The organism is Pseudohaemophilus paraphrohaemolyticus (genome assembly GCF_003253115.1).
Lineage (GTDB): Bacteria > Pseudomonadota > Gammaproteobacteria > Enterobacterales > Pasteurellaceae > Haemophilus_A > Haemophilus_A paraphrohaemolyticus_A.
In genome coordinates, this window is record NZ_QEQF01000001.1 from 280,659 (window position 1) to 304,063 (window position 23,405).

The window sequence follows — 23,405 nt, forward strand, 5'->3', positions numbered from 1 at the left end:
CTTATGCCTCACTTGCGACTTTAGTTTCAGCTGCTTTGCCTGCTAAATGCGAAGCCCATAGGTGTTGTACATCGCCTTCGAGTGGCGTTAATACGAGTTTTTGGTTCGGATCAGCTTCTGGGCGTAATGAACGGCTTGCGAAGCGGTCGCCAGTGGCGAAGTCGTATGGAGATGGTACGCTACCAGGAATTTGGTATAAGCGTTCCGCACGCACTTCGGTTGAAAGCACAGAACCTAATAAACCTTGGGTATATTCGTGGGTTGGATGTGCCAATAAGGATGATGTCGGCGCAGTTTCCACCACTTGACCTGCATACATTACGGTGATGGAGTGTGCAAGTTGTGCGACTAAGGCTAAATCGTGGCTCACGAATACCATCGCAAAGCCGAGTTTTTCACGCAATTCGTTGAGCAATTTCACCACTTCTGCTTGAACAGTTACGTCTAATGCAGTGGTTGGTTCGTCCGCAATTAAGAGTTTCGGTTCACGGGTTAATGCCATTGCGATTACCACGCGTTGGCGTTGTCCACCAGATAATTCGTGCGGATAGCGGTTCAACACTTTGCTTGGATCTAAGTGTACCCATTCCAACAATTTTTCAGCGGTATGTTTACTACCACGTTTAATCAATTGGTTCATTTGATCTTTGATACGCATTGATGGATTTAATGCACTCAAAGAGTCTTGGTAAATCATCGCGATTTCTGTACCGCGTAGATCCGCTAAATTGTTTGAATTTAACAAGCTATGTTGTTTGCCGCTGCGGTCGGTGAAAAGAATTTCGCCCGTGATTTTCGCAGTTTTCGGTAACAAGCCCATAATGGAGAACGCTGTAATCGATTTACCACAACCAGATTCGCCCACCAATCCCATCGTTTCACCTTCGTTTACGGTAAAGCTGATGTTATCCACAAGAGGAATGTCACCATAACGATTTGGGAAACGAATCGACAAGTTTTTCACTTGTAAAATTGGTTTCGCATTGCTGTTAAGTTGCATACGGTCTGTGCGGGTAACTTCTTTATCGTGTAAGCGTAGGAGATAGCGTTTCAGTGCCAAACCTTCACCCAATGCTTCTTGTACATCGGTTGATAAGCGTTCATCTGATTTATGTTCAGATTTTTTGCTTGCTTTCAAACGTGGGTTCACTAATGCATCAGTTAAGCCTTCTGCAAGAATATTTAACGCTAATACGGTGAGTAAAATCATCACGCCCGCAAAGGTTGTTGCCCACCACGCACCGTTTAACACGATGTTACGACCTTCCGACAACACGTTACCCCAAGATGGATGTGGTGGTTGTACGCCTGCACCTAAGAAAGAGAGTGAAGCTTCAAAAACAATCGCATCTGCTACCATTACGGTTGCAAAAACCAATACAGGTGCTGCGGTGTTGCGAACTACGTGTTTGAGTAAGATATAAGTGCGGCTACCGCCGATTACACGCTCTGCACGCACATAGTCTTCATCCCATTGAGAGACCACGTTTGCACGCACTACACGAGCAAGTTGAGGTGTATAAACCACAGCAATGGTGAAGATAATCACTGGCACAGTGTTACCGAATGTAGCAAGTAATACAGCCGCTAATGCGATACCTGGGAATGCCATCAAGATATCCATCAATCGCATAATGATCTCATTACCCCAGCGGTCTGCGGTTGCGGCGGTTGCCCCAAGAATGCCCCCAAAGAGAATCGCACAGCCCACAGCACCTAAACCGATAAAGAGTGATGTTTGTGCACCATAAACAATACGAGAGAAAATATCGCGACCCAAGCGGTCTGTTCCAAATAAGAAATCACCACTTGGTGGACGCATACGGGCAATTGCTGCTAATGGATCGTGCGTTGCTACCACAGGTGCAAAGACTGCCACTAATGCCACTAAAACTAAGAAAACTAAAGCGATTTTTGAAGCGGGTGAGAGTGCTTTGAAACGTGCTCCGCCCATCGCTAAACGCTGTGCTAAACCTTGACGAAACATTATAGACTCCGAATTTTAGGGTTGATTAGAACATACAAGACATCCACGATGATATTCACAATCACGAATGTAAATGCGATAGTTAATACCACACCTTGCACCAAGTTTAAGTCGTGGTTCACGATACCGTTGAAGATCAATTTACCCATACCTGGTAAGTCGAAGATTTGTTCGATAACCACTGCACCACCTAATAAATAGCCCACGCGTAAACCAAGCACAGTCACAGGCGTAATTAAAGCGTTGCGTAACACGTTATAGCGAATCACGGTCGAATATGGTACACCGTTACCAATTGCAGTACGCACATAGTCTTTATCCATTTCTTCAACCATTGTAGTACGCACCACGCGGATTAAAGACGCACACACAGGCACGGCTAATGCAAGCGAAGGTAAAATCATTGATTGCACATAACCGCTTGGATCTTCACTAAATGGTACAAAACCACCAGAAGGTAACCAGTCAAGTTCAAGCGAGAACCATTGAATAAGTAAAATACCGAGCCAGAAAGATGGCGTTGCGACTGCTGCCACAGAGATTAAACGAATTACTTGGTCTACCCAGCTGTCACGATAAAGTGCCGCTAACACACCAAGTGTAAATGAAACCACCGCAGCAAATACTACACCAATTAAAGTAAGTTGGAGGGTAATTGGGAACGATTTTGCAATCATACCGCTAATTGGAAGCTCTGGCGGCATTGTCATCCCAAAATCAAAGAAGAATAAATTGCCGAGAAAGCGGAAATATTGTACGAAAAGTGGATCATTTAAGCCGTGGCTTTCACGATAAAGTTCTTTTGCCGCTTCTGATGCACTTTCACCCAATGCAACAGTGGCGGGATCGCCAGGAGTGAATTGAAGTACCACAAATACAAGTGCTGTTACCCCCAAAATCATCACGGGCAATGCCATCAATCGGCGGAAAAGTAAGCGAAGTATAATTTCCATGTTGTTCCCCAGTTATCACTGCGAATATAGAGAATATATGGCAGGTTAGTAAAAGATAAGAAGAATTTGACCGCTTTAGGTGGGTAGGGTGTGCGAATTGGCACAATTCACGCACGTATTATCAAAATGACATTTGCTATGCGTGCGTGAAACGATGTTTCACGCACCCTACAGTAAAGAGCGGTTGATTTTGCCGAATTATTTACGACTAACACCTAAGAAAGATACCCCTGTTGTTGCCAATGGTTGATAGCCTTCAAGTTTACTTTCATCCCACGCAGATGGAAGTTTACGGTGAACGATTGGATAAAGTGGCACTTCAGCCGCGATAAGATCGAACGCTTCTTTCCAAAGTTTGCGTGCTTCTTCGTGGTTTGCCGCACGCACTGCACCATCTAAGAAGCCTTGAAGTTTCGAAAATTCAGGCGTGTTGCTCCAACGGAAACGGCGTTTCGGCCATACATCACCACGATACCACCAGCTTAATAATAAGTCTAAGTCGTCACCGAATACAGATGGGTCCCCTGGGGCGATCCCCACACTAAATGAGCCCACATCCACGTTGTTTGCATAGAATGCACCAGATTGTAAGTGTTGAAGTGTCACTTTCACGCCTGGTATGTTATTCCAAGATTCTAAAATTAACGGTGCACACTCTTTCACCCAGTCGTGGTCAGTTGACAGTAATTCAAATTTAAGCTCGGTTAAACCTGCTTCTTTTAACAATGCCACCGCTTTTTCTGGATTATATTCATATTGCGTTGCCGCTTTCATATAATCTGGGTGAGTGCTTTGTACATAGCAAGTTGATGCTTCTGCATTGCCATCGAATACGAAGTCCACTAATTTTTGTCTATCTAAACCGTAGTGTAACGCTTGACGTACTTTTGGATTGTCAAACGGTGCTTTTTCGCAGTTAAACATTAAGAATAACAAGCCGAATGATTGCACTGATTTAACGGTTTGTTTTTTCGCTTTTAAGCGTGGAATGTCAAGATATGGCACACTTTCCATCGCTTGTGTACGTTTAGATTCTTGTGCTGTCACACGTGCTGCCGCATCAGATAACAAGAACCAAGACATTTTTTCCACTAATGCTGGGTATTTACCGTTATAAGGCTCATAAGCTTCAAACACGATTTTATCATCTTTGACAGCTGAAACGAATTTATATGGGCCAGAACCGATTGGGTGAGCATCAAATTTAGATTGCCCTACCTCTTCAATCACGTGTTTCGGTACAATTTTCACGATAGTTAAGCGTTTAGCAAATAACGCAAATGGATATTTGAGCTTGAATTCAACGGTTTTATCATCCACCGCTTTCACGCTTTCAACGAAATCAATAAACATCACGAATAAAGATTTATTCGCAGGGTCCATAATACGATTGTATGAATAAACCACATCTTCTACGGTAACTGGTTTACCATCGTGGAAGGTTGCACCTTCACGAAGGGTTACGCGCCAAGTGGTATCATCAATTTGTTCTGGTTCTTTCGCTGCTAATGCAAGATAAGGCTCACGAGTTGCAGGGTGTAAATCCACCAAACCTTCAAAAATGTGCAAGTTTGCCGCGAATGGTGACGCACCACTTGATGTCATTGGGTCAAAACCGGTTGAAAGCGGATATGCGATCCCTGCTTCAATGGTTTTACCTTTAATACCACTTGCCACTGCATTTGGCACGAATGTACCTAATGAACCACTAAAGGCAAAACCTGCAGTAACACCCGCTGCAACTTTAAGGAAATGACGACGAGATTCATTATTGAGGGAAGAACAATATTTAGTCATATTAGACTCCTTGTGTGTGATGAAAAACTCATTGTGTTCCTATCGTTTTCTTAATAAAAAACTGAAAACACAACCAGCAAACTCATTCTTTCAAAATGAAGTGAAGTGATCACTTTTTCAAATAAAATGATTTGTTTAAATCATATTTTCTTCCAGAATCTCTGTCAATAAAGGAAAACGGTTAAATTTTGATTCTGTGATCAATGTCACACTCTTTTTATTTCTGCCCTTTTCGGAATTTTTACAATAGAAAAATAAAATGCGTTTTCGAGTGTCACACCATTTTTAGAGATTAAATATAGTGATCCACTTCACAAATTTATATAATGCCTCTTGCCATTTTTAATGCAAAACTTGTATTCTTTATCTACATTCAAAACAAAAGGAGCTTCTTATGAGTGTTCTCAGCTATGCACAAAAAATTGGGCAAGCCTTAATGGTGCCTGTGGCAGCGTTACCAGCCGCTGCGGTATTGATGGGGATTGGTTATTGGGCAGACCCAGATGGTTGGGGGGCAAATAGCCAGTTCGCCGCCTTACTGATTAAATCAGGCGGGGCAATCATCGACAATATGGGCTTATTATTTGCGGTAGGGGTGGCGTTCGGACTTTCCAAAGATAAACACGGCTCTGCCGCCCTTTCAGGCTTAATCGGCTACTATGTCGTTACCACCCTACTCTCTCCTGCAAGCGTGGCTCAATTACAACATATTGATGCCAGCCAAGTACCAGCCGCCTTTGGCAAAATCAACAACCAATTTATCGGTATCTTAATCGGTGTGATTTCAGCGGAACTTTACAACCGCTTCTATCAAGTAGAATTACCGAAAGCCCTCTCATTCTTTAGCGGTAAACGACTTGTACCAATTATCGTCTCTTTCGTGATGATGGCCGTCGCATTCATCTTGCTCTATGTATGGCCCCACATCTTCAATGCACTTGTAGGTTTTGGTGAATCCATCAAAGATTTAGGTGCATTCGGTGCAGCCATCTACGGCTTTTTCAACCGCTTGTTAATCCCTGTTGGCTTACACCACGCCTTAAACTCTGTATTCTGGTTTGACGTAGCAGGCATTAACGATATTCCAAACTTCTTAGGTGGTGCAAAATCTTTAGCGGAAGGCACTGCAACCATTGGTGTTACAGGTATGTATCAAGCTGGTTTCTTCCCAATGATGATGTTCGGCTTACCAGGTGCAGCCCTTGCGATTTACCACTGTGCGAAACCAAGCCAAAAAGCAAAAGTCGCCTCTATTATGCTCGCAGGTGCATTTGCCTCATTCTTCACTGGAATTACCGAACCGCTTGAGTTCTCATTTATGTTCGTTGCTCCTGTGCTCTACCTCATCCACGCAATTTTAACAGGTATTTCTGTTCTCATTGCAGCAGCAATGCATTGGATCGCAGGCTTCGGCTTTAGTGCAGGTTTAGTGGATATGGTGCTTTCTACCCGTAATCCACTTGCCGTGAACTGGTATATGCTTATCGTGCAAGGCTTAGTGTTCTTTGTGATTTACTACTTCATCTTCCGCTTTGCAATTAAAACCTTCAACCTTAAAACTTTAGGTCGTGAAGAAGAAAAAGAAGAAACCGAAGCAACTCCTCAAGCACAAACCAACCAATCTCGCGAAGAAAGATCAATTCAATTTATTGATGCGCTCGGTGGTGCAAAAAACTTCAAAACCGTAGATGCTTGTATCACTCGCTTACGTTTAACTTTGGTTGACCACAACAACATTAACGAAGCCAAACTCAAAGCCCTAGGCTCAAAAGGCAACGTCAAAATCGGCAACGATGGCTTGCAAGTGATTTTAGGCCCTGAGGCGGAATTAGTCGCCGAGGCGATTAAAGCGAAACTCTAATTTTCGTTAATCATAAAAAATCCGCCTTTTACCTTTTTAGGTTAGGCGGATTTCCATTTCTACGTCAGACTATTTCAGATTTAAGACCTTCACCAACGCATCAAACAAGCGGTCATTTTCTGCGGGTAATCCGATACTAATCCGCAAATGGTTTGGCATGCCGTAACCTGCGATTGGGCGAACAATTACCCCTTCACGCAATAATGCATCATAAATTGGCTGAGCAGGTTGTTTGAAATCCACAGTAATAAAATTGCCTTTGGATGGGATATATTCCAAACCATATTGTTGGCAGAACGCTTCGTAGCGTTTCATCTCCAAGCGGTTGTTTTCTGCTACTTTTTCGACAAACGCATCATCATTCATTACCGCCACTGCAGAAGCCAGCGCAAGGCTGTTGCAGTTAAAAGGTTGGCGTACGCGGTTGAGTAAATCTGCAATTTCTGGGTTCGATACCGCATAGCCAATACGTAAGCCTGCCAATCCGTAGGCTTTAGAAAGCGAACGAGAAATAATTAAGTTCGGATATTTTTGCAATAAACCGAAAGAATTCACCCGCTCTTCCGCTTTAGTAAATTCGGTATAAGCCTCGTCTAGCACCACAATAATCTGGCTTGGCACTTTCGCTAAGAACGCATCAATTTCCGTTTCAGTTAAGAAATTACCTGTTGGGTTATTCGGGTTCGCAATAAAAATCAGCTTGGTTTTCTCGTTGATTGCTGCTTCAAAAGCGTCCAAATCATGTCCCCAATTTTTGGCAGGAATTTCACGTGCCACGGCGTTAATCGCTTTGGTGACAAGCGGGTAAACAATAAAGGCATATTGCGAATAGATTACTTCATCATGTTCACTGACAAAAGTATGAGCAAAAAGCTCAAGTAGATCGTTTGAACCGTTACCCAGTGTGATTTGATTAGGTTGCACACCGAATTTTTTCGACACTGCCGCTTTAAGCTCAAAGCCATTGGCATCTGGATAGCGGGTAAGCTGGTCAAGTTGGTTGATAATCGCCTGTTTTGCACTTTCTGGAAAACCAAATGGGTTTTCATTAGAGGCTAATTTGATGATGTTAGTAATGCCTAATTCGCGTTCTAATTCTTCAATTGGCTTACCTGCTTGATATGGAGAGAGCGATTTCACGCCCTCGTTAGCGATGTTGATGTATTGCATATGTTTTCCTTTTTTATGATAAATAGAGGGCGTGCCGAGCACGCCCTGATAAAAATATATTTAACAACGATTATGAGTTTTCTTTCGCAAATTTATCCATAAATGCAATTAATGCATCTACTCCTTCAATTGGCATTGCGTTGTAAATTGAGGCACGCATACCACCTAATACTTTATGACCCTTCAATGCCTGTAAACCACAAGCGGTCGCTTCTGCCACAAATTTTGCATTAAGCTCATCGTTGTCGGTTGTGAAAGTCACGTTCATTACAGAGCGGTTTTGTTCCGCAATGTAGTTGCGATAGAATGTGCTTTGGTTGAGGTAATCATATAAACGTTGGGCTTTTGATAAGTTGCGTTGCTCAACGGCTTCCAAACCACCTGTTGTTAATAAGTGTTTGAATACGAGCGAGCATAAATACCATGCAAAAGTTGGTGGCGTGTTGATCATCGAATCTGCATTGGCTTGTACTTCATAGTTCCAAATAGATGGCGTATCTTTGCGAGCTTTGCCGATCAAATCTTCACGCACGATCACAATAGTGATCCCTGCTGGGCCTAAGTTTTTCTGAGCACCTGCATAAATCACACCAAATTTGCTGATGTCAATTTTGCTTGAAAGAATGTTGGAAGACATGTCTGCCACAAGCACCGTATTGCCTACATTCGGAATCTCTTTGATTTCCACCCCTGAAATGGTTTCGTTAGTGCAGTAGTGCACATAATCATATTGTTCTGCGATGTTGCTGAAATCGGTACGATTGACTGAAATCACACCATTTGCATCGGTTTCAATGATAGAAAGCTCATCAATCTCACAGAAATTACGTGCTTCTTTTGCCGCCGTACCAGACCAGTGACCGCTATTTAAATAAAGGGCTTTACCTTTTTCGCCGATTAAGTTCATTGGAATCGCCGCAAATTGACCGCGTGCACCACCTTGTAAGAAGAGGATTTTGTAGTTGTCTGGAATATGGAATAGCTCGCGGAAATCTTTATCGGCTTGCGTAATTAATTCCATAAAGAGCTTACCGCGGTGACTGACTTCCATTACTGAAGTGCCTTGGTTTTGCCAGTTTAAAAGTTCTTTTTGAGCCTGTTCTAACACCGCTTTTGGCATCATCGCAGGGCCTGCACTAAAATTGTAAACTTGTGTCATGTGTTTGCCTCTTTTTCATTAAAAGTCGTTTCATTCTAGCGAAAAGCGAATCGCTTTCAACCTTCAAGCGGTGAAATTTGCAAAATTTTTTGCAAATCAGACCGCTTATTCGATATTCAATTGCAAATCAATCATCGCTAACTGTTTTTGCTCATCCAAGAGATCGGCTTGCACCAATGGATTTTCGTTCAAATATCCATTTTCAAATTGTAACTGCCATTCGTTTTGATTGATGCTCAGATTTAAATCCGCGGGCATCACGCTTGCTTGTCGGGAGCGGTTGAATAACACTGCCAAGCGGAATAATCGTAGCAAGGTTAAAATATCACGGTATTGATAACGGCTGGTACTACGCAAATCACTCTTCTTAAAACCTTTCAAATGGAAACTCATTAAGGTTGCTAACAAGGCTTGTTGCTCATCATCAAAGCCTGCCAGCGTTGCATTGGAAATAATATATGCCGAATGTTTATTCACATTGTTGTGGTTAATGACGATCCCAATTTCGTGCAATAAACTTGCCCATTTAATCAGCTCGCGAAGCTCGGAAATTTGCTGACGGTTTTTCCATACTTTCACTTGGTCAAATAATGAAAGTGCCGTATATTCAACACGGTGAGCTTGAGCTTTATCAATATTAAATTGAATAGCTAACGCCTGTGCAGTACGTTGGCGAATGTCGTCCACTTGGAAATATTTTTCCAAACCATACATTAACCCCTCACGTAATGCTCCATCGGAATAACGCATACTTTCAATTTTAAACGTGTGGAATAATGCCAATAAGATCGCCAAACCAGGCACTAGCACATCAGCTCGTTCTTCAATCAAACCTTTAAGCTGAATTTCTTTTAGCGAATTAAATTTTAAGCAGGCTTGAATAATGTTTTTTAAGCGTTTTTCGGTAATCAAACCATCATGAAAACCATTTGAAATTAACACTTTAGAAACAGTTTTGATTGTGCCAGATGATCCCAACACATGTTGCCAACCAAGTGAACAATATTCGGTTTCTAAATCTTCTAATTTTTCCATCGCCAGCTGATACGCTGATTGGAAACGTGCTTCACTCAATTCACCTTGTGGAAAAAATCGCTTAGCAAAACTCACGCAGCCCATATGTCGGCTTTCAGCACGAATTGGTGTGAAATCATCGCCAATGGTCATTTCAGTTGAACCACCACCAATATCCACCACTAATTTTCTGCCTTTTTCAGGTTGGGTATGGCTGACGCCTGAATAGATAAGGCGGGCTTCATCTTGCCCAGAAATGATTTGAATAGGGAAAGGAAAAACTGCTTGCGCCTGTTTCAAAAACTCATCATTGTTTAATGCACGGCGCAGAGTATAAGTGCCGACCACTTTCACATTTTCAGCAGAAAAACCTTGTAAACGATCAGCAAAAAGCGATAAACAAGCCAATCCGCGATTCATCGCTTCTTGATTTAAAATACGATTTTCATCTAAACCATCCGCCAATCGAACGCGGCGTTTTAGGCGAGAAAGAACTTGAATTGAGCCATTCACAATTCGAGCGACAATCATATGAAAGCTATTCGAACCAAGATCGATAGCAGCAAATTCGCGAGGCTGTTCGGCAGGCGTTCGGGTTTCCACAGGCATTAAACTTTCCTTAAAAGGTAAAAATAGAAAATATAAGAAATAAAAGTAGCTTAAATTGTACCATTTTTTAAACTAAACAGGATAAAGATCTCTTTTGAGTTTGTAAATTTCACGATTTATTTGTTTAAAAACAGATTCTATGAGAAAAAATTTTGACGAATGGAGCTAAAAGGTCTAGGATTTAGGCAGTTTTATCATTGTTCTTTCCATTAAGTTAGAGGATATTTTTATGTCAGACGCACAAAAACAATCTTTCCAAGATATGTTGGACTACGTTCACCTATATCGCCTAAAAAACAAGCTACACCGTGAAACAGCAGACAACGATCGTAAAATCCGCGACAACCAAAAACGTGTGTTATTGCTAGATAACTTATCACAATATATCACCGATGAAATGAGCGTAGCGGAAATTCGTGCGATTATTGCAAATATGCGTGATGACTACGAAAACCGCGTGGATGACTATATGATTCGCAATGCCGAGCTTTCAAAACAACGCCGTGAAATTCGTCAAAAAATGGCATCACATAAACAAGCACCAACAAAAAAAGATTAATTTACATATCCTTACTCAAGCGGTCGTTTTCCTCTTAATTTTGCAAAAGAGAAGAAAAATTTGACCGCTTATTTTTTTACTTTCAGTTTCTTTCTGTTCAATCCTTAAGCATTTCTTTGCTTTTTCAGAATTTTCCCTTGACACTTACTCAAAATCACGTATGTTAGGTCTAAGTTTTCGCTAGACAAACGTTTGCGAAACAGAGAGGCGCAACACTCAGGCAGATTAATTCTAGGCAACTAGGGCCGTTTGACGATTAATTGATGGGAGTGCTTGCCGAGGTGTGAATTCACTAGACTGGAATGAACATCGGCTAGGTCAGGTTGAATCCTACTAGCTGTCATTTAAATCTCGTTTAAAGCGATTTTAAATGGAGTGCTCTGATGGAATGGCTCGCCCACAAATCTACTCAATTTCCTTTCGAATCACTAAAATCACAACATCATCCCTTAATAGGAAATTTTTATTATGTCTAAACTTTCTGTGGCTAAATTTGGTGGTACAAGTGTCGCTAATTTTGAAGCGATGTCATTATGTGCAAATATTATCACTCAAGATCCAAACACTCGCGTTGTGGTGTTATCTGCATCTGCTGGCGTAACCAACTATTTAGTTGAGCTCGCAAACGGTTGTGAAAAAGCTCGCCGCGATGAAATCATTGCAGCCGTTCGCACCATTCAATACAACATCATCGAAAAATTACAACACCAAGCCGAGATTTCAGCCCAAATTGATGAATTATTAGCTCGCATTGAAGCACTCGCTGAATCTGCAAGCCTTGCTACTTCAACTGCCCTTGCGGATGAGCTGATCTCTCACGGCGAGATGATGTCTACCAAAATCTTCACCCAATTATGTGCTGAACGTAACTATACTACCGTTTGGGTAGATGTGCGTGAAATCGTTGCAACCAATAGCCACTATGGTAAAGCGGCACCAAACGATGAAAAAACCAAATTACAATCTGATGCGATTTTAAAACCGCTTATCGCAGCAGGCAAAGTAGCAATTACACAAGGCTTTATCGGTCGTGATGATGAAGGCAAAACTACCACATTAGGCCGTGGCGGCTCAGACTACTCTGCTGCACTTTTAGCGGAAATATTAAACGCAGACGATGTGTTAATCTGGACTGATGTACCAGGCATCTATACCACAGACCCTCGCGTTGAACCAAATGCAAAACGTATCGACACTATGGCATTTAATGAAGCCGCTGAAATGGCAACCTTTGGTGCAAAAGTGCTTCACCCTGCAACCTTACTGCCTGCTGTGCGTAGTAATATCCCAGTATTCGTTGGTTCAAGCAAAGCACCAGAACAAGGTGGTACTTGGGTAACGCGTGATCCACAACCACGCCCAACTTTCCGAGCAATTGCTTTACGTCGCAATCAAACCTTACTCACGCTTTCAAGCCTTTCAATGCTTCACGCTAAAGGTTTCTTAGCGAATGTATTCGCCATTTTAGCGAAACACAACATTTCTGTAGATGTAATTACCACCTCAGAAGTAAGCATCGCATTAACGCTAGATAAAACAGGTTCAGCTTCAACAGGTGCAGAGATGCTTTCTCAAGATTTATTAGACGAATTAAGAGAACTCTGCCACGTTCAAGTAGAAAACGACTTAGCTTTAGTGGCGATTATTGGTAATAACTTGCACACCCAAGCAGGCGTGGCAAAACAGTTATTCCACCAATTAGAAGGCTTTAATATCCGCTTAATCAGCTATGGGGCAAGCACGAATAACGTTTGCACCCTAGTGAAAAATGATGAAGCTGATGATGTTGTACGTGCATTACACGCAGGATTGTTCTAATTCCTAAAATAACTAAGCGGTGATATTGTGCAAAAGTTTTTCGAAATATCACCGCCTGTTTATTGAAATCAACCACCCGCTAGCTTTACTTTAAAACCTTTCTGTTCTAAAACTTGTTTAAGTAATTCTCGGTTATCGCCTTGGATTTCAATCGTACCATTTTTTACTGAACCACCTACGCCACTGCGTTTCTTGAGTTCTGCAGCAAGCTGTTTTAACTCAGTATCTTCTAAATCTAACCCTGTGATAATGCAAACACCTTTACCTTTTCGACCGCTTGTTTGGCGTTGAATGCGGGCGATGCCATCACCTTTTGGGCGTTCTTCTTTGGTTTTTTCTGGCTTAATTCTGCCTGTTTCTGTTGAATAGACTAATGTCATAATAATTCCTATAAATGGCTCAGATAAAAATCCCCTCAAGCGAGGGGATAAGTAAGTTTTTTTGATTATGCGAAATTATGCAATACTTGCGTTAATGCTTTTAAGTACCGCAAGTGGATCTTCTGCCTGAGTAATTGGGCGACCGATGACAAGGAAATCTGACCCCGTTTCAATCGCTTGTTTTGGTGTCATCACACGGCGTTGATCACCAAAATCACTTCCTTCAGGGCGAATACCTGGGGTAACAAGTTTGAAATCTTTACCACAGTGTGTACGTAATACTTCTACTTCTTGTGGTGAACAAACTACGCCATCACAGCCCGCACGTTGAGCCAAGTGGGCTAAGCGGATTACTTGCTCCATTGGCGAAGCGTTAATGCCGATTTGTAACAAGTCTAAATCTTCCATACTGGTTAATACGGTAACCGCAATCAATAATGGAGCATCCTTACCGTATGGTTCAAGAATTTTACGAGCCTGTTCCATCATCGCTAAACCGCCAGAAGCATGAAGATCAACCATCCATACACCTAAGTCTGCTGCCGAACGCACCGCACGAGCCACAGTGTTTGGAATATCGTGATATTTTAAATCTAGGAACACATCAAACTTACGTTCGTGGAGTTGTTTCACAAAATTTGTGCCGAGCGTAGTAAACATTTCTTTGCCTACTTTAAGGCGACAAAGTGAAGGATCAACTTGATCCACAAAATTCAGAGCTTCACGCTCTGTTTCATAGTCAAGTGCAACAATAACTTTATTATTCATAAAAACTCCAATTAGTGAGATTGTGGTTCAATACTGTATGTAGCTTTAATCGTTTCCCAGTGACGACAAGATGGACAATACCAGCTTAAACGGTAACTATGGTAGCCACAATTTGAACAACGATATTTAAAACTTTTTTTAATCTGCTCGCCGACCATATTATGCAGCAAAACCAAACTCTCTTTACCACTCCCCTCTTCCGCTTCGTTAATTTGGTAATAGATAAAACGATGGAAAGTAAGCATATTCGGGAACTGACGTAATTGCTGATATAACTTGGATTGTGCTGCAATTTTACCATCTTTTTCATCAATCAATTGCGTTAATGCTAAATCAACATTTGGATTCTGCTTTGCCTGATTTGCTTTAATTAAAAAGAGCTCATAGCCAGAGAGATCATTTAATTCTAAATAGCAATGTTTAATCTTATCTAGTACTTCGCCAATATAATCAACATTTTGGCTAAGGACCGCTTCGTAATAATCTGCTGCTAAACGAAATTGCTTATTTTCTAGGTGAAAATCGCCTAATAGCATAGAGGCTCTAGAACAACTCGGCAAATGGAATAATGCTTTATTTAGGGCATCCAAAAAAACTTTTTGATCATCATTTTTGACCGCTTGTGCATATTCACAATAATAATGAGCTAATGGGGTTTTATCAGACTCAGGCGAAATTTGCAACAATTTTTCCGAAACATTTATTGCCTTTTTCCACTCTTTGGTTTTTTGATAAATGGTCATTAATTGTGTAAGAGAATTGACTGCAAAATCAGGCTCATCAAGCAGTAAAATATAGTAATTTTCTGCACGGTCATAAAAACCTGCCGCTAAGAAATCTTTCGCAAGTTGCTGCTTTGCTAATAATTTCTGCTCAATAGAATAATCTGGACTAACATCTATTGCTTGATGGATGCGTAAAGCACGATCAACTTCACCACGTGAACGGAATAAATTGCCTAATGTTAATTCCGCTTCGAATTGTGACTCTTGAGAAATTTGATTTTCAGACTCTTGCTTTTGTAACATTGAAAGAAAAAGATCAACCGCTTTTTCTTGTTGATTAGATAATAGGAAGTTTAATCCCGTCACATAGTCACGGGAAAATTGATTTTGAACGGTCTCTTGATCCTTTTTGGCACTTCTCCGCCCCATATACCAACCATAGAGGGCCGCAACTGGAAGTAAAAGGAACAATAATTCAAGCATTATTCAGCCTTAGGCGAGGTCAGTTCTGTAATTTGCTGAGATTGGCGTTTCACACGGCGATTTAATGCAATATTTTGCAGTTTCACTTTAAGATAGAAAATACCTGTAATCAACCAACCTAAAATTAACCCAAATCCAAATAAGATGGCAACAAGAGTAGATAAACGTAATTCGCTTTGTGCAATAACATAGTTAAATGTAATGAGCTGATCATTATTTGCCCCAATGGTAATACCCACTAGAATTACCGCTAATGCAATCACAAAACCTAAAATATACTTAATCATCTCTACCCTCATTTAAAAATTAGACTAAATCAACGCACTCTTTAAGTTTTTTTCCTGCCTTGAAATGTACTACTGTTTTAGCTTCAAGTTTAACACTCTCTCCGCTTTTAGGATTACGAGCAACTCTACCCTCTCTATCACGTATAGAAAAACTACCAAATCCTCGAATTTCAATACGTTCACCCATTGCTAATGCAGAAACCATTTTTTCTAAAATTTCATTAGCCCCTTCTTCAACTAAATTAGAAGGAAGTAATAGATTAAGCGTTGTTAAGTTAGCCACTAATTCTGACTTAGTCATATTTTCTATCCTATGAACTAATTATATTTAAATATTTCTATTTACTTAAATATAATCAGTCGTTGCGATATACCTCGTAACTAAGCGGATATGCTGAAACACATATCCGCCTTGATTACACTAGAAGTGTGAATTATTCACCTTTAGCTTGAGCAAATGCTGCAGCCATTGCGTTTGGTACTTCAACTTCTTGTTTGTTCACTTGAGCGATTGCTGCTGATTCTTCAGCTTCAGCTTTCGCACGAACAGATAAGTTGATTACGCGTGCTTTACGATCAACACCAGTGAATTTCGCTTCAATTACATCACCTACAGAGATTACTGAAGTGACGTCTTCTACGCGGTCAAGAGTTGCTTCGTTTGCACGGATGAAACCTTCAACGCCACCTTCTAATTCAACAGAAAGACCTTTAGCATCTACTGCTGTTACTTTACCTGCAACGATTGCACCTTTTTTGGTTGAATCGATGAAGTTAGTGAATGGGTCTGAGTTTAATTGTTTGATACCTAAAGAGATACGCTCTTTTACTGCATCAACTTGTAAAACAACCGCTTCTACTTCGTCACCTTTTTTGTAGTTACGAACTGCTTCTTCACCTTGAACATCCCAAGAGATGTCAGATAAGTGAACTAAACCATCAATACCACCTTCTAAACCGATGAAGATACCGAAGTCTGTGATTGATTTGATTTTACCTGAAACTTTATCACCTTTGTTGTGAGTTTCAGCGAAGTGTTCCCATGGGTTAGCTTTGCATTGTTTTAAACCTAATGAGATACGACGACGTTCTTCATCTACTTCAAGTACCATTACTTCAACCACATCACCAACGCTTACTACTTTAGATGGGTGGATGTTTTTGTTAGTCCAATCCATTTCAGAAACGTGAACTAAACCTTCAACACCGTCTAAGATTTCAACGAAACAGCCATAATCTGTTAAGTTAGTTACTTTACCAGTTAATTTGCTATTTACTGGATGGTTTTGTGCGATTGCACCCCATGGATCTTGGCCTAATTGTTTTAAGCCTAATGATACACGAGTTTTCTCTTTGTCGAATTTAAGAACTTTAACAGTTACTTCTTGACCTACTGTAACCACTTCGCTTGGGTGTTTAACACGTTTCCATGCCATATCTGTGATGTGTAATAAACCATCAACACCACCTAAATCTACGAATGCACCGTAGTCAGTTAAGTTCTTAACGATACCTTTAACTTCTGAACCTTCAACTAAGTTTGCTAATACTTCTTCACGATCAGCTGAGTTAGTTGTTTCGATTACTGCACGACGTGATACAACCACGTTGTTACGTTTCTGGTCTAATTTGATTACTTTAAGTTCTAAAGTTTGACCTTCAAGATTTAAAGAATCACGAACTGGACGAACATCTACTAATGAACCTGGTAAGAATGCACGAACACCGTTTAATTCAACAGTAAAACCACCTTTCACTTTACCATTTACGTAACCTGTAACAGTTGCTTGTTCTTCGAATGCTTTTTCTAATGCAATCCAAGCTTCGTTACGTTTTGCATCACCACGAGAAACAACCGTTTCACCGAAACCGTCGTCTGTTGCTTTTAACACAACATCAACTTGATCGCCAACTTGAACTTCTAATTCACCTTGTGCGTTCGTGAACTCTGATGCTTCGATACGTGATTCAGATTTGAAACCAGTATCAACGATTACATAACCTTTTTCGATAGCGACTACGGTACCTTTAATAACAGAACCTAAACGAGCTTCGTTTGAAAAGAATTCTTCAAGTAGTTGAGCAAAATTTTCTGACATAATTTTCTTCTTAAATAAAAATAAACTTCCACCTAACATCCTGTTAAATGGGGTTGGTAATAAAAGCAAAACAATCCTTGTTTTACTCAAGAAAAACTAAAGACCTTTGGAAGAAATATATTCCAAGGCTTGACGAATGACTTCATCAATCGATAAATGCGTTGAATCTAATACTAACGCATCTTTCGCTGGAACAAGAGGCGCAACCGCTCGATTTCTATCGCGATAATCACGCTCTTTAATTTCACCCAAAATCTGTTCAAAATTAGCATTAAATCCTTTCAATTGCAACTGTTTTACACGTCTTTTTGCACGTTCTTCTGCACTTGCATCTAAAAAGAGCTTAATTTGAGCTTCTGGAAAAACAATCGTCCCCATATCACGCCCATCTGCCACCAAACCTTTTTCACAGGCAAAATTACGCTGGCGTTGTAGCAACGCTTCACGCACTTTTGGAAAAGCTGCAACTTTAGAGGCATTCTGACCCGCTTCCGCCGTACGAATTTGGTCACCCACATTTTCGCCATCTAAAATTACATTTACTTCGCCATTATCAGGTACAAATTGCACATTCAAATTACGCCCAACTTCCGCCACTGCATCTTCATTTTCTAAATTCACTTGCTTTTTTAGTGCATCTAATGCCGTAATACGATAAATCGCCCCAGAATCTAAAAAATCAAAGCCTAACTTTTCGGCTAAAGCATAGCAAAGTGTTCCTTTACCCGCGCCACTCGGACCATCTACAGTAATAATCACATTTTTCATTATCATTGCCTTTTATTATTCATCAACAGGTTGATATTCTGGAAACTCACCCACTACCACATTAAATTCTAGCTCTTTGCCTTGTCTAAGCAACAGCACTTTCACTTTCGTATTTGGGCTAATATTCCCCAAAGTTTCCATCATTTGCGAAGCAGAAACAGCCTCAATATTGTCAATTTTTAAGATAATATCACCTACGTGGATGCCCGCTTTCTCGGCAGGACCATTCGGATTCACACCCGTAATCAAAACGCCTTTTCCCTCCCCCATTTGTTGAGCACTAAAGAAAATATCGCTTCGTACTCCAAAATAACCACGAATAACTCGCCCATCTTTGATGATTTTATTCATAATTTCGACCGCTTGATTGATTGGAATAGCAAAATTCAACCCCTCTGCAATCGAATCTGTGCCGGTTACACTCAACTCACGGATTTCTCCACTATTTTTAAGGCTAATCGTATTGATCCCAATCAACTCACCTGCCGTGTTGATCAACGCTCCGCCCGAATTTCCTTTACTAATCGGTGCATCGGTTTGAATAAAATTCTGTCTTGTGCGGTCAGAAATCGTATTCCGCCCTTTCGCACTAATAATCCCTTGCGTGACACTCTGCCCTAAATTGTACGGATTCCCAATCGCCAACACAACATCTCCCACTTTAGATTCTCGTTGCTGATTTTGCGGAATAGTAGGTAATTTCCCGCCATCAATTTTTAGCACAGCCAAATCAGTTAACGCATCGAATCCAACCAAGGTTGCCGAATATCCTTTGCCCGATTGCAAATAAACATCAATCTGATAGCCATCTTTAATAACGTGATTATTGGTTAGCACATAACCGTTTTCCGTCATAATCACGCCCGAACCTAAATTCAATCGAGAGCCGTTGCTGCTAGATTGATCTAAAATCTGCGTATAAATATTTACCACGGCAGGCGAAGCTTTTTGTACGGCTTCCGAATAGCTAAAGACGTCTGGCTGAAATACATTCAACTGTTTGACTTGCTTCCCAACCCAAGGAAAAAGCAAAATCAGCCCTGCAAAACAGAGCCCAAATATCACCGCTTGTATGACCTTCTTTAGCATCATTTTCTTCTTAACCCGCCGTTTTAACTGCTACAAAATCGTTGCATTATAACATAACTTTTGCTTAATTTTGGATAGCATTAAACCAGCTTACATAATCAAATTGATCGTAATATTTCAGCCCGTTCCAGCCTGAAAACTCAAATAAATCGCCAACTTGTCCTTGTTTTTCAAAACCTTTGATATAAAAACTGGATTTGATTTCAGGGTAAGACTTATGCGTAAACACTACTTTATGCTTAAACGGCAGTTGGTCAAAATCTTGTAAATCTTGCTCAGTACAACCATCACGATCTGTCATCATAATGAACAGATTATCTAAATTTAGTCGCTGAAGACGCTCTTTCCATTTCGCCTTAGCTTCTTGCTCACTGTGATAATGCATAAAATGTATTGTAATATCACTTAACTTTCCTACAGGGTAAGGCTTATCAGTAGTTATAAAGCCCAGCTCCTCTTGATTATAAGCGGTCATATTTTGCAGATATTTTACAAAGTCAGCAGGTTCAAGATAAAGATTTACAAAAGGCGAACGGAATTGCTCACCTAAATCGTGCAGAATAAGTGCACCATTGCAATTACTGGCAATCACAGACATTTCGTGATTACTCAAACATTGTTGATTTTTCTGATTAATTGATTTTCGTATCTGACGATTAAACCAATTTCTAAATTTAGTAAATAACAAAATTCTTTCCTCTCTCCCAAAATACAAAAGAACAGCAATTTATGGTTGCTGTTCTCTATGACAAAAAGTTCAAAGCGAAGTTTAGAATGTTTCTTTCACTTCTTTTAACAATGCTTCTGGAATGGTAATGCCATAAGCCTTCGCTGTTTGGGTATTGACTGAAAGTTCCATTTTGCTCACTTCGTGTGTTGGAATTGAACCCGCTTTTTCGCCTTTTAACACACGAGCCGCCACTTTACCTGTTTCCACGCCAATATCATATTGATTTACCGCATAAGCCGCCAATGCTCCACGTTTTACCGTATCGCGGTCGGCTGCAATCACAGGAACTTTAATTTCTAATGCAGCTTTGTGCAATGCTTCATAAGCAGAAACCACTGCATTATCTTCAGAGATATAAATCGCTTGCACTTTCCCCGCTAAACTGCGTGTCGCTGTACCAATATCGGCACTACGTTGCACAGCAACAGGCACTACTTTGATATTTGCTTTTGCTGCTTCAGTTTGCAACTCTTTTAACACAATTGCGGAATTGACTTCGCCCGCACTAAACACATAGCCAACTGCTTTAAGCCCTGGCACAAGTTTGTGGATTAACGCTAGTTGAGGTTCAATCGCTTTATGGTCTGAAACACCTGTTACATTCGTACCTGTTGGCTCCCAAGATTTGACTAATTTAGCCACCACAGGATCAGTTACCGCAGAATAAACCACAGGAATGGTTTTGGTTGCCGCGACAACAGGTTGAGCTGATGGGGTTGAAATTGGAATGATGATTTCCGCTTTATCACCTACAAATTTACGAGCAATTTGCGCTGCTGTTGCAGTGCTGCCTTGAGCAGATTGATAGTCAATTTTAATCGTTTTGCCATCTTCAAAACCTTGATTTGCCAACTCATCAACAATCCCTTTTCGAATAGTATCTAACGCTGGATGCTCAACAATGGCAGTAATAGCTACCTTCGGCAATTCTTGAGCAATTGCATTGAATGAAAACGCAGTTAAGGCAGAAATAATTAATGCTTTATAAGATTTCATAACATCATCCTCTGTGAAAATCAATTTTTGCACTATTAAACTAGTACAGATGCAACTCAAGATACTCCAACTTTTTGAGAATAACAAGGGGAAAATTTCCTCTTATTGTTAAGTGTCTAAATAATAAACAACTTATATTGTACCGCTACTCTACTTTACTCCCCTTCAACAACTTCCGCATCCAAGTGCGGTTTGGATTTAACGCTTGCCAAATATCTTCGCTGATTGGCAAAGGTTCGCCTGCAATTAAGCTTGCCAACAATTCGCCCAATAACGGGGCAGAAGTTAAACCACGTGAAGCCAAGCCGTTAATCATATAGAGGTTGGTAAAATTTTCCGTCTTTTCGACTGCTTGTTTGCGGCGTAGTAGATTATACAAATTCGCATATTGAGCTTTTTGAGCCTCAAAATTCGGCACAGCGCCAACCATTGGAATACGATCTCGAAGAGCTGCACGAATGCCTACTTTTGCGAGATTGCCAGACAAATCTATCCCTTTCGTCCAATCACAAGCGGTAAGGTTTTGTTGTAGTTTTGCAAGGTTCTCTTCATGTTCTGATGGGCTAAATTCCGTTGTCGCATCATCACGAATATGGCTTGCGCCAATGCAATGTGTGCCTTTTGACGATTGCGGGGTTAAATAGCCATCGTAACAAATCACGCATTTTAATTTAGCTAATTTTTCAGTCGTTGGCACTTGGCTTACCTGTCCACGAACAGGATAAAGTGGAATCCCTTGTGCTTGAGTGAAAGCATTAAAACTATGTCCATTGGCAAGCACTAAAACCTCGTGCGAGAAGGTTTCGCCCTGATATTGCCACTGCCATTTTCCATTCACAAATTGCGGATCTTTGACTTCGTGATTTAGCACAATTTTCAGCCCTTTTTGTGCTAACCATGCAAAGCCATTTTGCACCAATTGCACGGGTGAAAGCCAACCGCCCTCTTGAATAAATGCCCCGCCTTGGGGTACAGAAGTACCTAATTTTTCGCTCAATTCTTCTGCCGAACAAAGTTGGAACAAGCTTTCATCTTGGGTGATTTCTGCCATTTTGGCTAATTTTTTGACTTGCTTTTCATCGTAGGCATAAAGAGCCACGCCCGTTAAAGCGTGCTCGAAATCAACCGCTTGTTTAAGCCCATTCAAGCGTTGCAGTGCGTAATCAAAAGCGTGCACATAAAATCGCACATTGCGATCGTCATCATCGCTTAATTGCGGATAAATCGCCCCTTGCAAATTGCCCGAAGCATTGCGAGCAACCTGATCATCTTTGCAATAAAGTGTGATTTTCTTGCCTTTTTCAATCAGTGATAACGCCAGAAAGAGGCTTGCGACACCACCGCCAACGATCGCGATATCTTGGCAATATTCAGCATTTTGTTGGTAAAAGTAAGGAAATTGTTGTAATTTGCTTTCAACTTCTACATTTTTCGTTCCCCACAACATCTCCCGCTTTTTACCAAAGCCTTTGCGTTTTTTCACCTCAAAACCGAGCGCTTCTAATCCGCGTCTGACATTGCTTGAAGCAGTAAAAGTAGCAAAAGTGCCGTTAAGACGTGTGGTGCGGAACATCTGCTGATAAAGCCCCTCATTCCACATTTCGGGGTTTTTATCAGGCGAAAAGCCATCTAAAAACCACGCATCTACAGCTCCATTATACAAATCGCCCCATTGCGAAAGGCTTTCTTGCATATCGCCAAACCAAATATCAAGATAAATCTTACCAAAATGGTAACGCTGACAGCCCACTTGGCGAGGTTTCCAACAAGCGGTTAAATTTGTTGAAAGTGTTGCAAATTGCGGATAACTTTCATGAATTTGGTTTAATTGTGCCGAAGTTAAAGGATATTTCTCAAATGAGAGAAAATACAAACGTTGCAATTTATGCGTTGGATTTTCCGCTCGAAATCGCTGGAACTTATTCGCTACCGCCAAGAAATTTAAGCCCGTGCCGAAACCTGTTTCAGCAATCACAAAACTTTCACGAGAGTGCGAAAGCCAGCGCTCCCAAAGTTGATTGCCCTCTTGGAAAACGTAGTAACTCTCCGCCAAGCCATCTTGGGTAGAGAAATAGATGTCGTCAAACAGCTCGGAAACGGGCGTGTTGTTTTCGTTAAATGTAAGTTGAGAGAAGGTAAGTTTTTTCATATTT

General features: G+C 40.9%; 20 protein-coding genes and 1 riboswitch. Of the genes, 3 read left to right on the forward strand and 17 right to left on the reverse strand.

The features are described 5' to 3' along the window. Nucleotide 1 precedes the first annotated feature (1 nt). The 3 genes from DPV92_RS01140 to DPV92_RS01150 form a co-directional block, all read right to left on the reverse strand. Entirely contained in the window at nt 2-1,987 is a 1,986-nt protein-coding gene (locus DPV92_RS01140; protein ID WP_111353282.1) for a dipeptide/oligopeptide/nickel ABC transporter permease/ATP-binding protein, read from the reverse strand. After that, nucleotides 1,987-2,940, reverse strand: a complete 954-nt coding sequence (locus tag DPV92_RS01145; protein WP_111353283.1) for an ABC transporter permease — start codon at nt 2,938-2,940, stop codon at nt 1,987-1,989. The genes DPV92_RS01140 and DPV92_RS01145 overlap by 1 nt, the downstream gene beginning before the upstream one ends. A gap of 198 nt (nt 2,941-3,138) precedes the next feature. Then, nucleotides 3,139-4,737 (reverse strand): ABC transporter substrate-binding protein, encoded by a 1,599-nt coding sequence (locus DPV92_RS01150; RefSeq protein WP_111353284.1) that lies wholly within the window; start codon nt 4,735-4,737, stop codon nt 3,139-3,141. A 394-nt stretch (nt 4,738-5,131) separates the two neighbouring features. Here DPV92_RS01150 and nagE point away from each other — a divergent pair, with 394 nt between their 5' ends. After that, complete coding sequence (nagE, locus tag DPV92_RS01155) at nt 5,132-6,598, forward strand: N-acetylglucosamine-specific PTS transporter subunit IIBC (protein WP_111353285.1); 1,467 nt, start codon at nt 5,132-5,134, stop codon at nt 6,596-6,598. A 69-nt stretch (nt 6,599-6,667) separates the two neighbouring features. On the opposite strand, the gene hisC is transcribed toward nagE, so the two are convergent. The 3 genes from hisC to ppx all read right to left on the reverse strand — a co-directional run bounded on the left by hisC (nt 6,668) and on the right by ppx (nt 10,550). Continuing rightward, nucleotides 6,668-7,768: a histidinol-phosphate transaminase gene (gene hisC, locus DPV92_RS01160; protein ID WP_111353286.1), complete on the reverse strand. Its 1,101-nt coding sequence runs from the start codon at nt 7,766-7,768 to the stop codon at nt 6,668-6,670. Between the two features lie 70 nt (nt 7,769-7,838). Next, a complete protein-coding gene (serC, locus tag DPV92_RS01165) occupies nt 7,839-8,927 on the reverse strand; it encodes a 3-phosphoserine/phosphohydroxythreonine transaminase (RefSeq protein ID WP_111353287.1) in 1,089 nt (362 codons plus the stop codon). A gap of 105 nt (nt 8,928-9,032) precedes the next feature. Further along, the gene (gene ppx / locus DPV92_RS01170) at nt 9,033-10,550 is read right to left on the reverse strand and encodes an exopolyphosphatase (RefSeq protein WP_111353288.1); all 1,518 of its coding nucleotides are present in this window, start codon (nt 10,548-10,550) and stop codon (nt 9,033-9,035) included. Between the two features lie 229 nt (nt 10,551-10,779). On the opposite strand from ppx, the gene DPV92_RS01175 reads away from it, so the two are divergent. Beyond that, entirely contained in the window at nt 10,780-11,109 is a 330-nt protein-coding gene (locus DPV92_RS01175) for a DUF496 family protein (protein WP_005708000.1), read from the forward strand. A gap of 194 nt (nt 11,110-11,303) precedes the next feature. Further along, a riboswitch (Lysine riboswitch) is annotated at nt 11,304-11,498 on the forward strand. Between the two features lie 79 nt (nt 11,499-11,577). Beyond that, nucleotides 11,578-12,927: a lysine-sensitive aspartokinase 3 gene (gene lysC / locus DPV92_RS01180; RefSeq protein ID WP_111353289.1), complete on the forward strand. Its 1,350-nt coding sequence runs from the start codon at nt 11,578-11,580 to the stop codon at nt 12,925-12,927. Nucleotides 12,928-12,995: 68 nt separating this feature from the next. Here the strand turns inward: lysC and yciH are convergent, their stop codons facing one another. The 11 genes from yciH to mnmC all read right to left on the reverse strand — a co-directional run bounded on the left by yciH (nt 12,996) and on the right by mnmC (nt 23,401). After that, complete coding sequence (yciH, locus tag DPV92_RS01185) at nt 12,996-13,307, reverse strand: stress response translation initiation inhibitor YciH (RefSeq protein ID WP_111353290.1); 312 nt, start codon at nt 13,305-13,307, stop codon at nt 12,996-12,998. A gap of 75 nt (nt 13,308-13,382) precedes the next feature. Further along, nucleotides 13,383-14,075: an orotidine-5'-phosphate decarboxylase gene (pyrF, locus tag DPV92_RS01190; RefSeq protein WP_111353291.1), complete on the reverse strand. Its 693-nt coding sequence runs from the start codon at nt 14,073-14,075 to the stop codon at nt 13,383-13,385. 11 nt (nt 14,076-14,086) lie between these two features. Then, nucleotides 14,087-15,283 (reverse strand): lipopolysaccharide assembly protein LapB, encoded by a 1,197-nt coding sequence (lapB, locus tag DPV92_RS01195; RefSeq protein ID WP_111353292.1) that lies wholly within the window; start codon nt 15,281-15,283, stop codon nt 14,087-14,089. Further along, nucleotides 15,283-15,567, reverse strand: coding sequence for a LapA family protein (locus tag DPV92_RS01200; RefSeq protein ID WP_039851043.1), 285 nt, complete (start codon nt 15,565-15,567; stop codon nt 15,283-15,285). Before DPV92_RS01200 ends, lapB begins: the two co-directional genes overlap by 1 nt. A 22-nt stretch (nt 15,568-15,589) precedes the next feature. Beyond that, on the reverse strand, nt 15,590-15,871 hold the full coding sequence (locus tag DPV92_RS01205) for an integration host factor subunit beta (RefSeq protein WP_111353293.1): 282 nt from the start codon (nt 15,869-15,871) through the stop codon (nt 15,590-15,592). Nucleotides 15,872-16,004: 133 nt separating this feature from the next. Continuing rightward, nucleotides 16,005-17,669, reverse strand: a complete 1,665-nt coding sequence (gene rpsA / locus DPV92_RS01210; RefSeq protein ID WP_111353294.1) for a 30S ribosomal protein S1 — start codon at nt 17,667-17,669, stop codon at nt 16,005-16,007. A gap of 96 nt (nt 17,670-17,765) precedes the next feature. Next, nucleotides 17,766-18,437 carry a (d)CMP kinase gene (gene cmk / locus DPV92_RS01215; protein WP_111353295.1) on the reverse strand — a complete coding sequence of 224 codons (672 nt, stop codon included), beginning with the start codon at nt 18,435-18,437 and terminating at the stop codon, nt 17,766-17,768. Nucleotides 18,438-18,452: 15 nt separating this feature from the next. Continuing rightward, nucleotides 18,453-19,526 carry a trypsin-like peptidase domain-containing protein gene (locus tag DPV92_RS01220; RefSeq protein WP_111353296.1) on the reverse strand — a complete coding sequence of 358 codons (1,074 nt, stop codon included), beginning with the start codon at nt 19,524-19,526 and terminating at the stop codon, nt 18,453-18,455. 64 nt (nt 19,527-19,590) lie between these two features. After that, nucleotides 19,591-20,214, reverse strand: a complete 624-nt coding sequence (locus DPV92_RS01225) for a DUF1919 domain-containing protein (RefSeq protein WP_111353297.1) — start codon at nt 20,212-20,214, stop codon at nt 19,591-19,593. 81 nt (nt 20,215-20,295) lie between these two features. Beyond that, the gene (locus DPV92_RS01230; protein ID WP_111353298.1) at nt 20,296-21,252 is read right to left on the reverse strand and encodes an ABC transporter substrate-binding protein; all 957 of its coding nucleotides are present in this window, start codon (nt 21,250-21,252) and stop codon (nt 20,296-20,298) included. A 145-nt stretch (nt 21,253-21,397) separates the two neighbouring features. Further along, entirely contained in the window at nt 21,398-23,401 is a 2,004-nt protein-coding gene (mnmC, locus tag DPV92_RS01235) for a bifunctional tRNA (5-methylaminomethyl-2-thiouridine)(34)-methyltransferase MnmD/FAD-dependent 5-carboxymethylaminomethyl-2-thiouridine(34) oxidoreductase MnmC (RefSeq protein WP_111353572.1), read from the reverse strand. Nucleotides 23,402-23,405: the final 4 nt, after the last annotated feature.

Excerpts from the sequence above, each read along its gene's own strand:
- DPV92_RS01140 (WP_111353282.1), bottom strand. The coding sequence starts at position 1,987 with ATGTTTCGTCAAGGTTTAGCACAGCGTTTAGCGATGGGCGGAGCACGT.
- DPV92_RS01145 (WP_111353283.1), bottom strand. The coding sequence starts at position 2,940 with ATGGAAATTATACTTCGCTTACTTTTCCGCCGATTGATGGCATTGCCC.
- DPV92_RS01150 (WP_111353284.1), bottom strand. The coding sequence starts at position 4,737 with ATGACTAAATATTGTTCTTCCCTCAATAATGAATCTCGTCGTCATTTC.
- nagE (WP_111353285.1), top strand. The coding sequence starts at position 5,132 with ATGAGTGTTCTCAGCTATGCACAAAAAATTGGGCAAGCCTTAATGGTG.
- hisC (WP_111353286.1), bottom strand. The coding sequence starts at position 7,768 with ATGCAATACATCAACATCGCTAACGAGGGCGTGAAATCGCTCTCTCCA.
- serC (WP_111353287.1), bottom strand. The coding sequence starts at position 8,927 with ATGACACAAGTTTACAATTTTAGTGCAGGCCCTGCGATGATGCCAAAA.
- ppx (WP_111353288.1), bottom strand. The coding sequence starts at position 10,550 with ATGCCTGTGGAAACCCGAACGCCTGCCGAACAGCCTCGCGAATTTGCT.
- DPV92_RS01175 (WP_005708000.1), top strand. The coding sequence starts at position 10,780 with ATGTCAGACGCACAAAAACAATCTTTCCAAGATATGTTGGACTACGTT.
- lysC (WP_111353289.1), top strand. The coding sequence starts at position 11,578 with ATGTCTAAACTTTCTGTGGCTAAATTTGGTGGTACAAGTGTCGCTAAT.
- yciH (WP_111353290.1), bottom strand. The coding sequence starts at position 13,307 with ATGACATTAGTCTATTCAACAGAAACAGGCAGAATTAAGCCAGAAAAA.
- pyrF (WP_111353291.1), bottom strand. The coding sequence starts at position 14,075 with ATGAATAATAAAGTTATTGTTGCACTTGACTATGAAACAGAGCGTGAA.
- lapB (WP_111353292.1), bottom strand. The coding sequence starts at position 15,283 with ATGCTTGAATTATTGTTCCTTTTACTTCCAGTTGCGGCCCTCTATGGT.
- DPV92_RS01205 (WP_111353293.1), bottom strand. The coding sequence starts at position 15,871 with ATGACTAAGTCAGAATTAGTGGCTAACTTAACAACGCTTAATCTATTA.
- rpsA (WP_111353294.1), bottom strand. The coding sequence starts at position 17,669 with ATGTCAGAAAATTTTGCTCAACTACTTGAAGAATTCTTTTCAAACGAA.
- cmk (WP_111353295.1), bottom strand. The coding sequence starts at position 18,437 with ATGAAAAATGTGATTATTACTGTAGATGGTCCGAGTGGCGCGGGTAAA.
- DPV92_RS01220 (WP_111353296.1), bottom strand. The coding sequence starts at position 19,526 with ATGCTAAAGAAGGTCATACAAGCGGTGATATTTGGGCTCTGTTTTGCA.
- DPV92_RS01230 (WP_111353298.1), bottom strand. The coding sequence starts at position 21,252 with ATGAAATCTTATAAAGCATTAATTATTTCTGCCTTAACTGCGTTTTCA.
- mnmC (WP_111353572.1), bottom strand. The coding sequence starts at position 23,401 with ATGAAAAAACTTACCTTCTCTCAACTTACATTTAACGAAAACAACACG.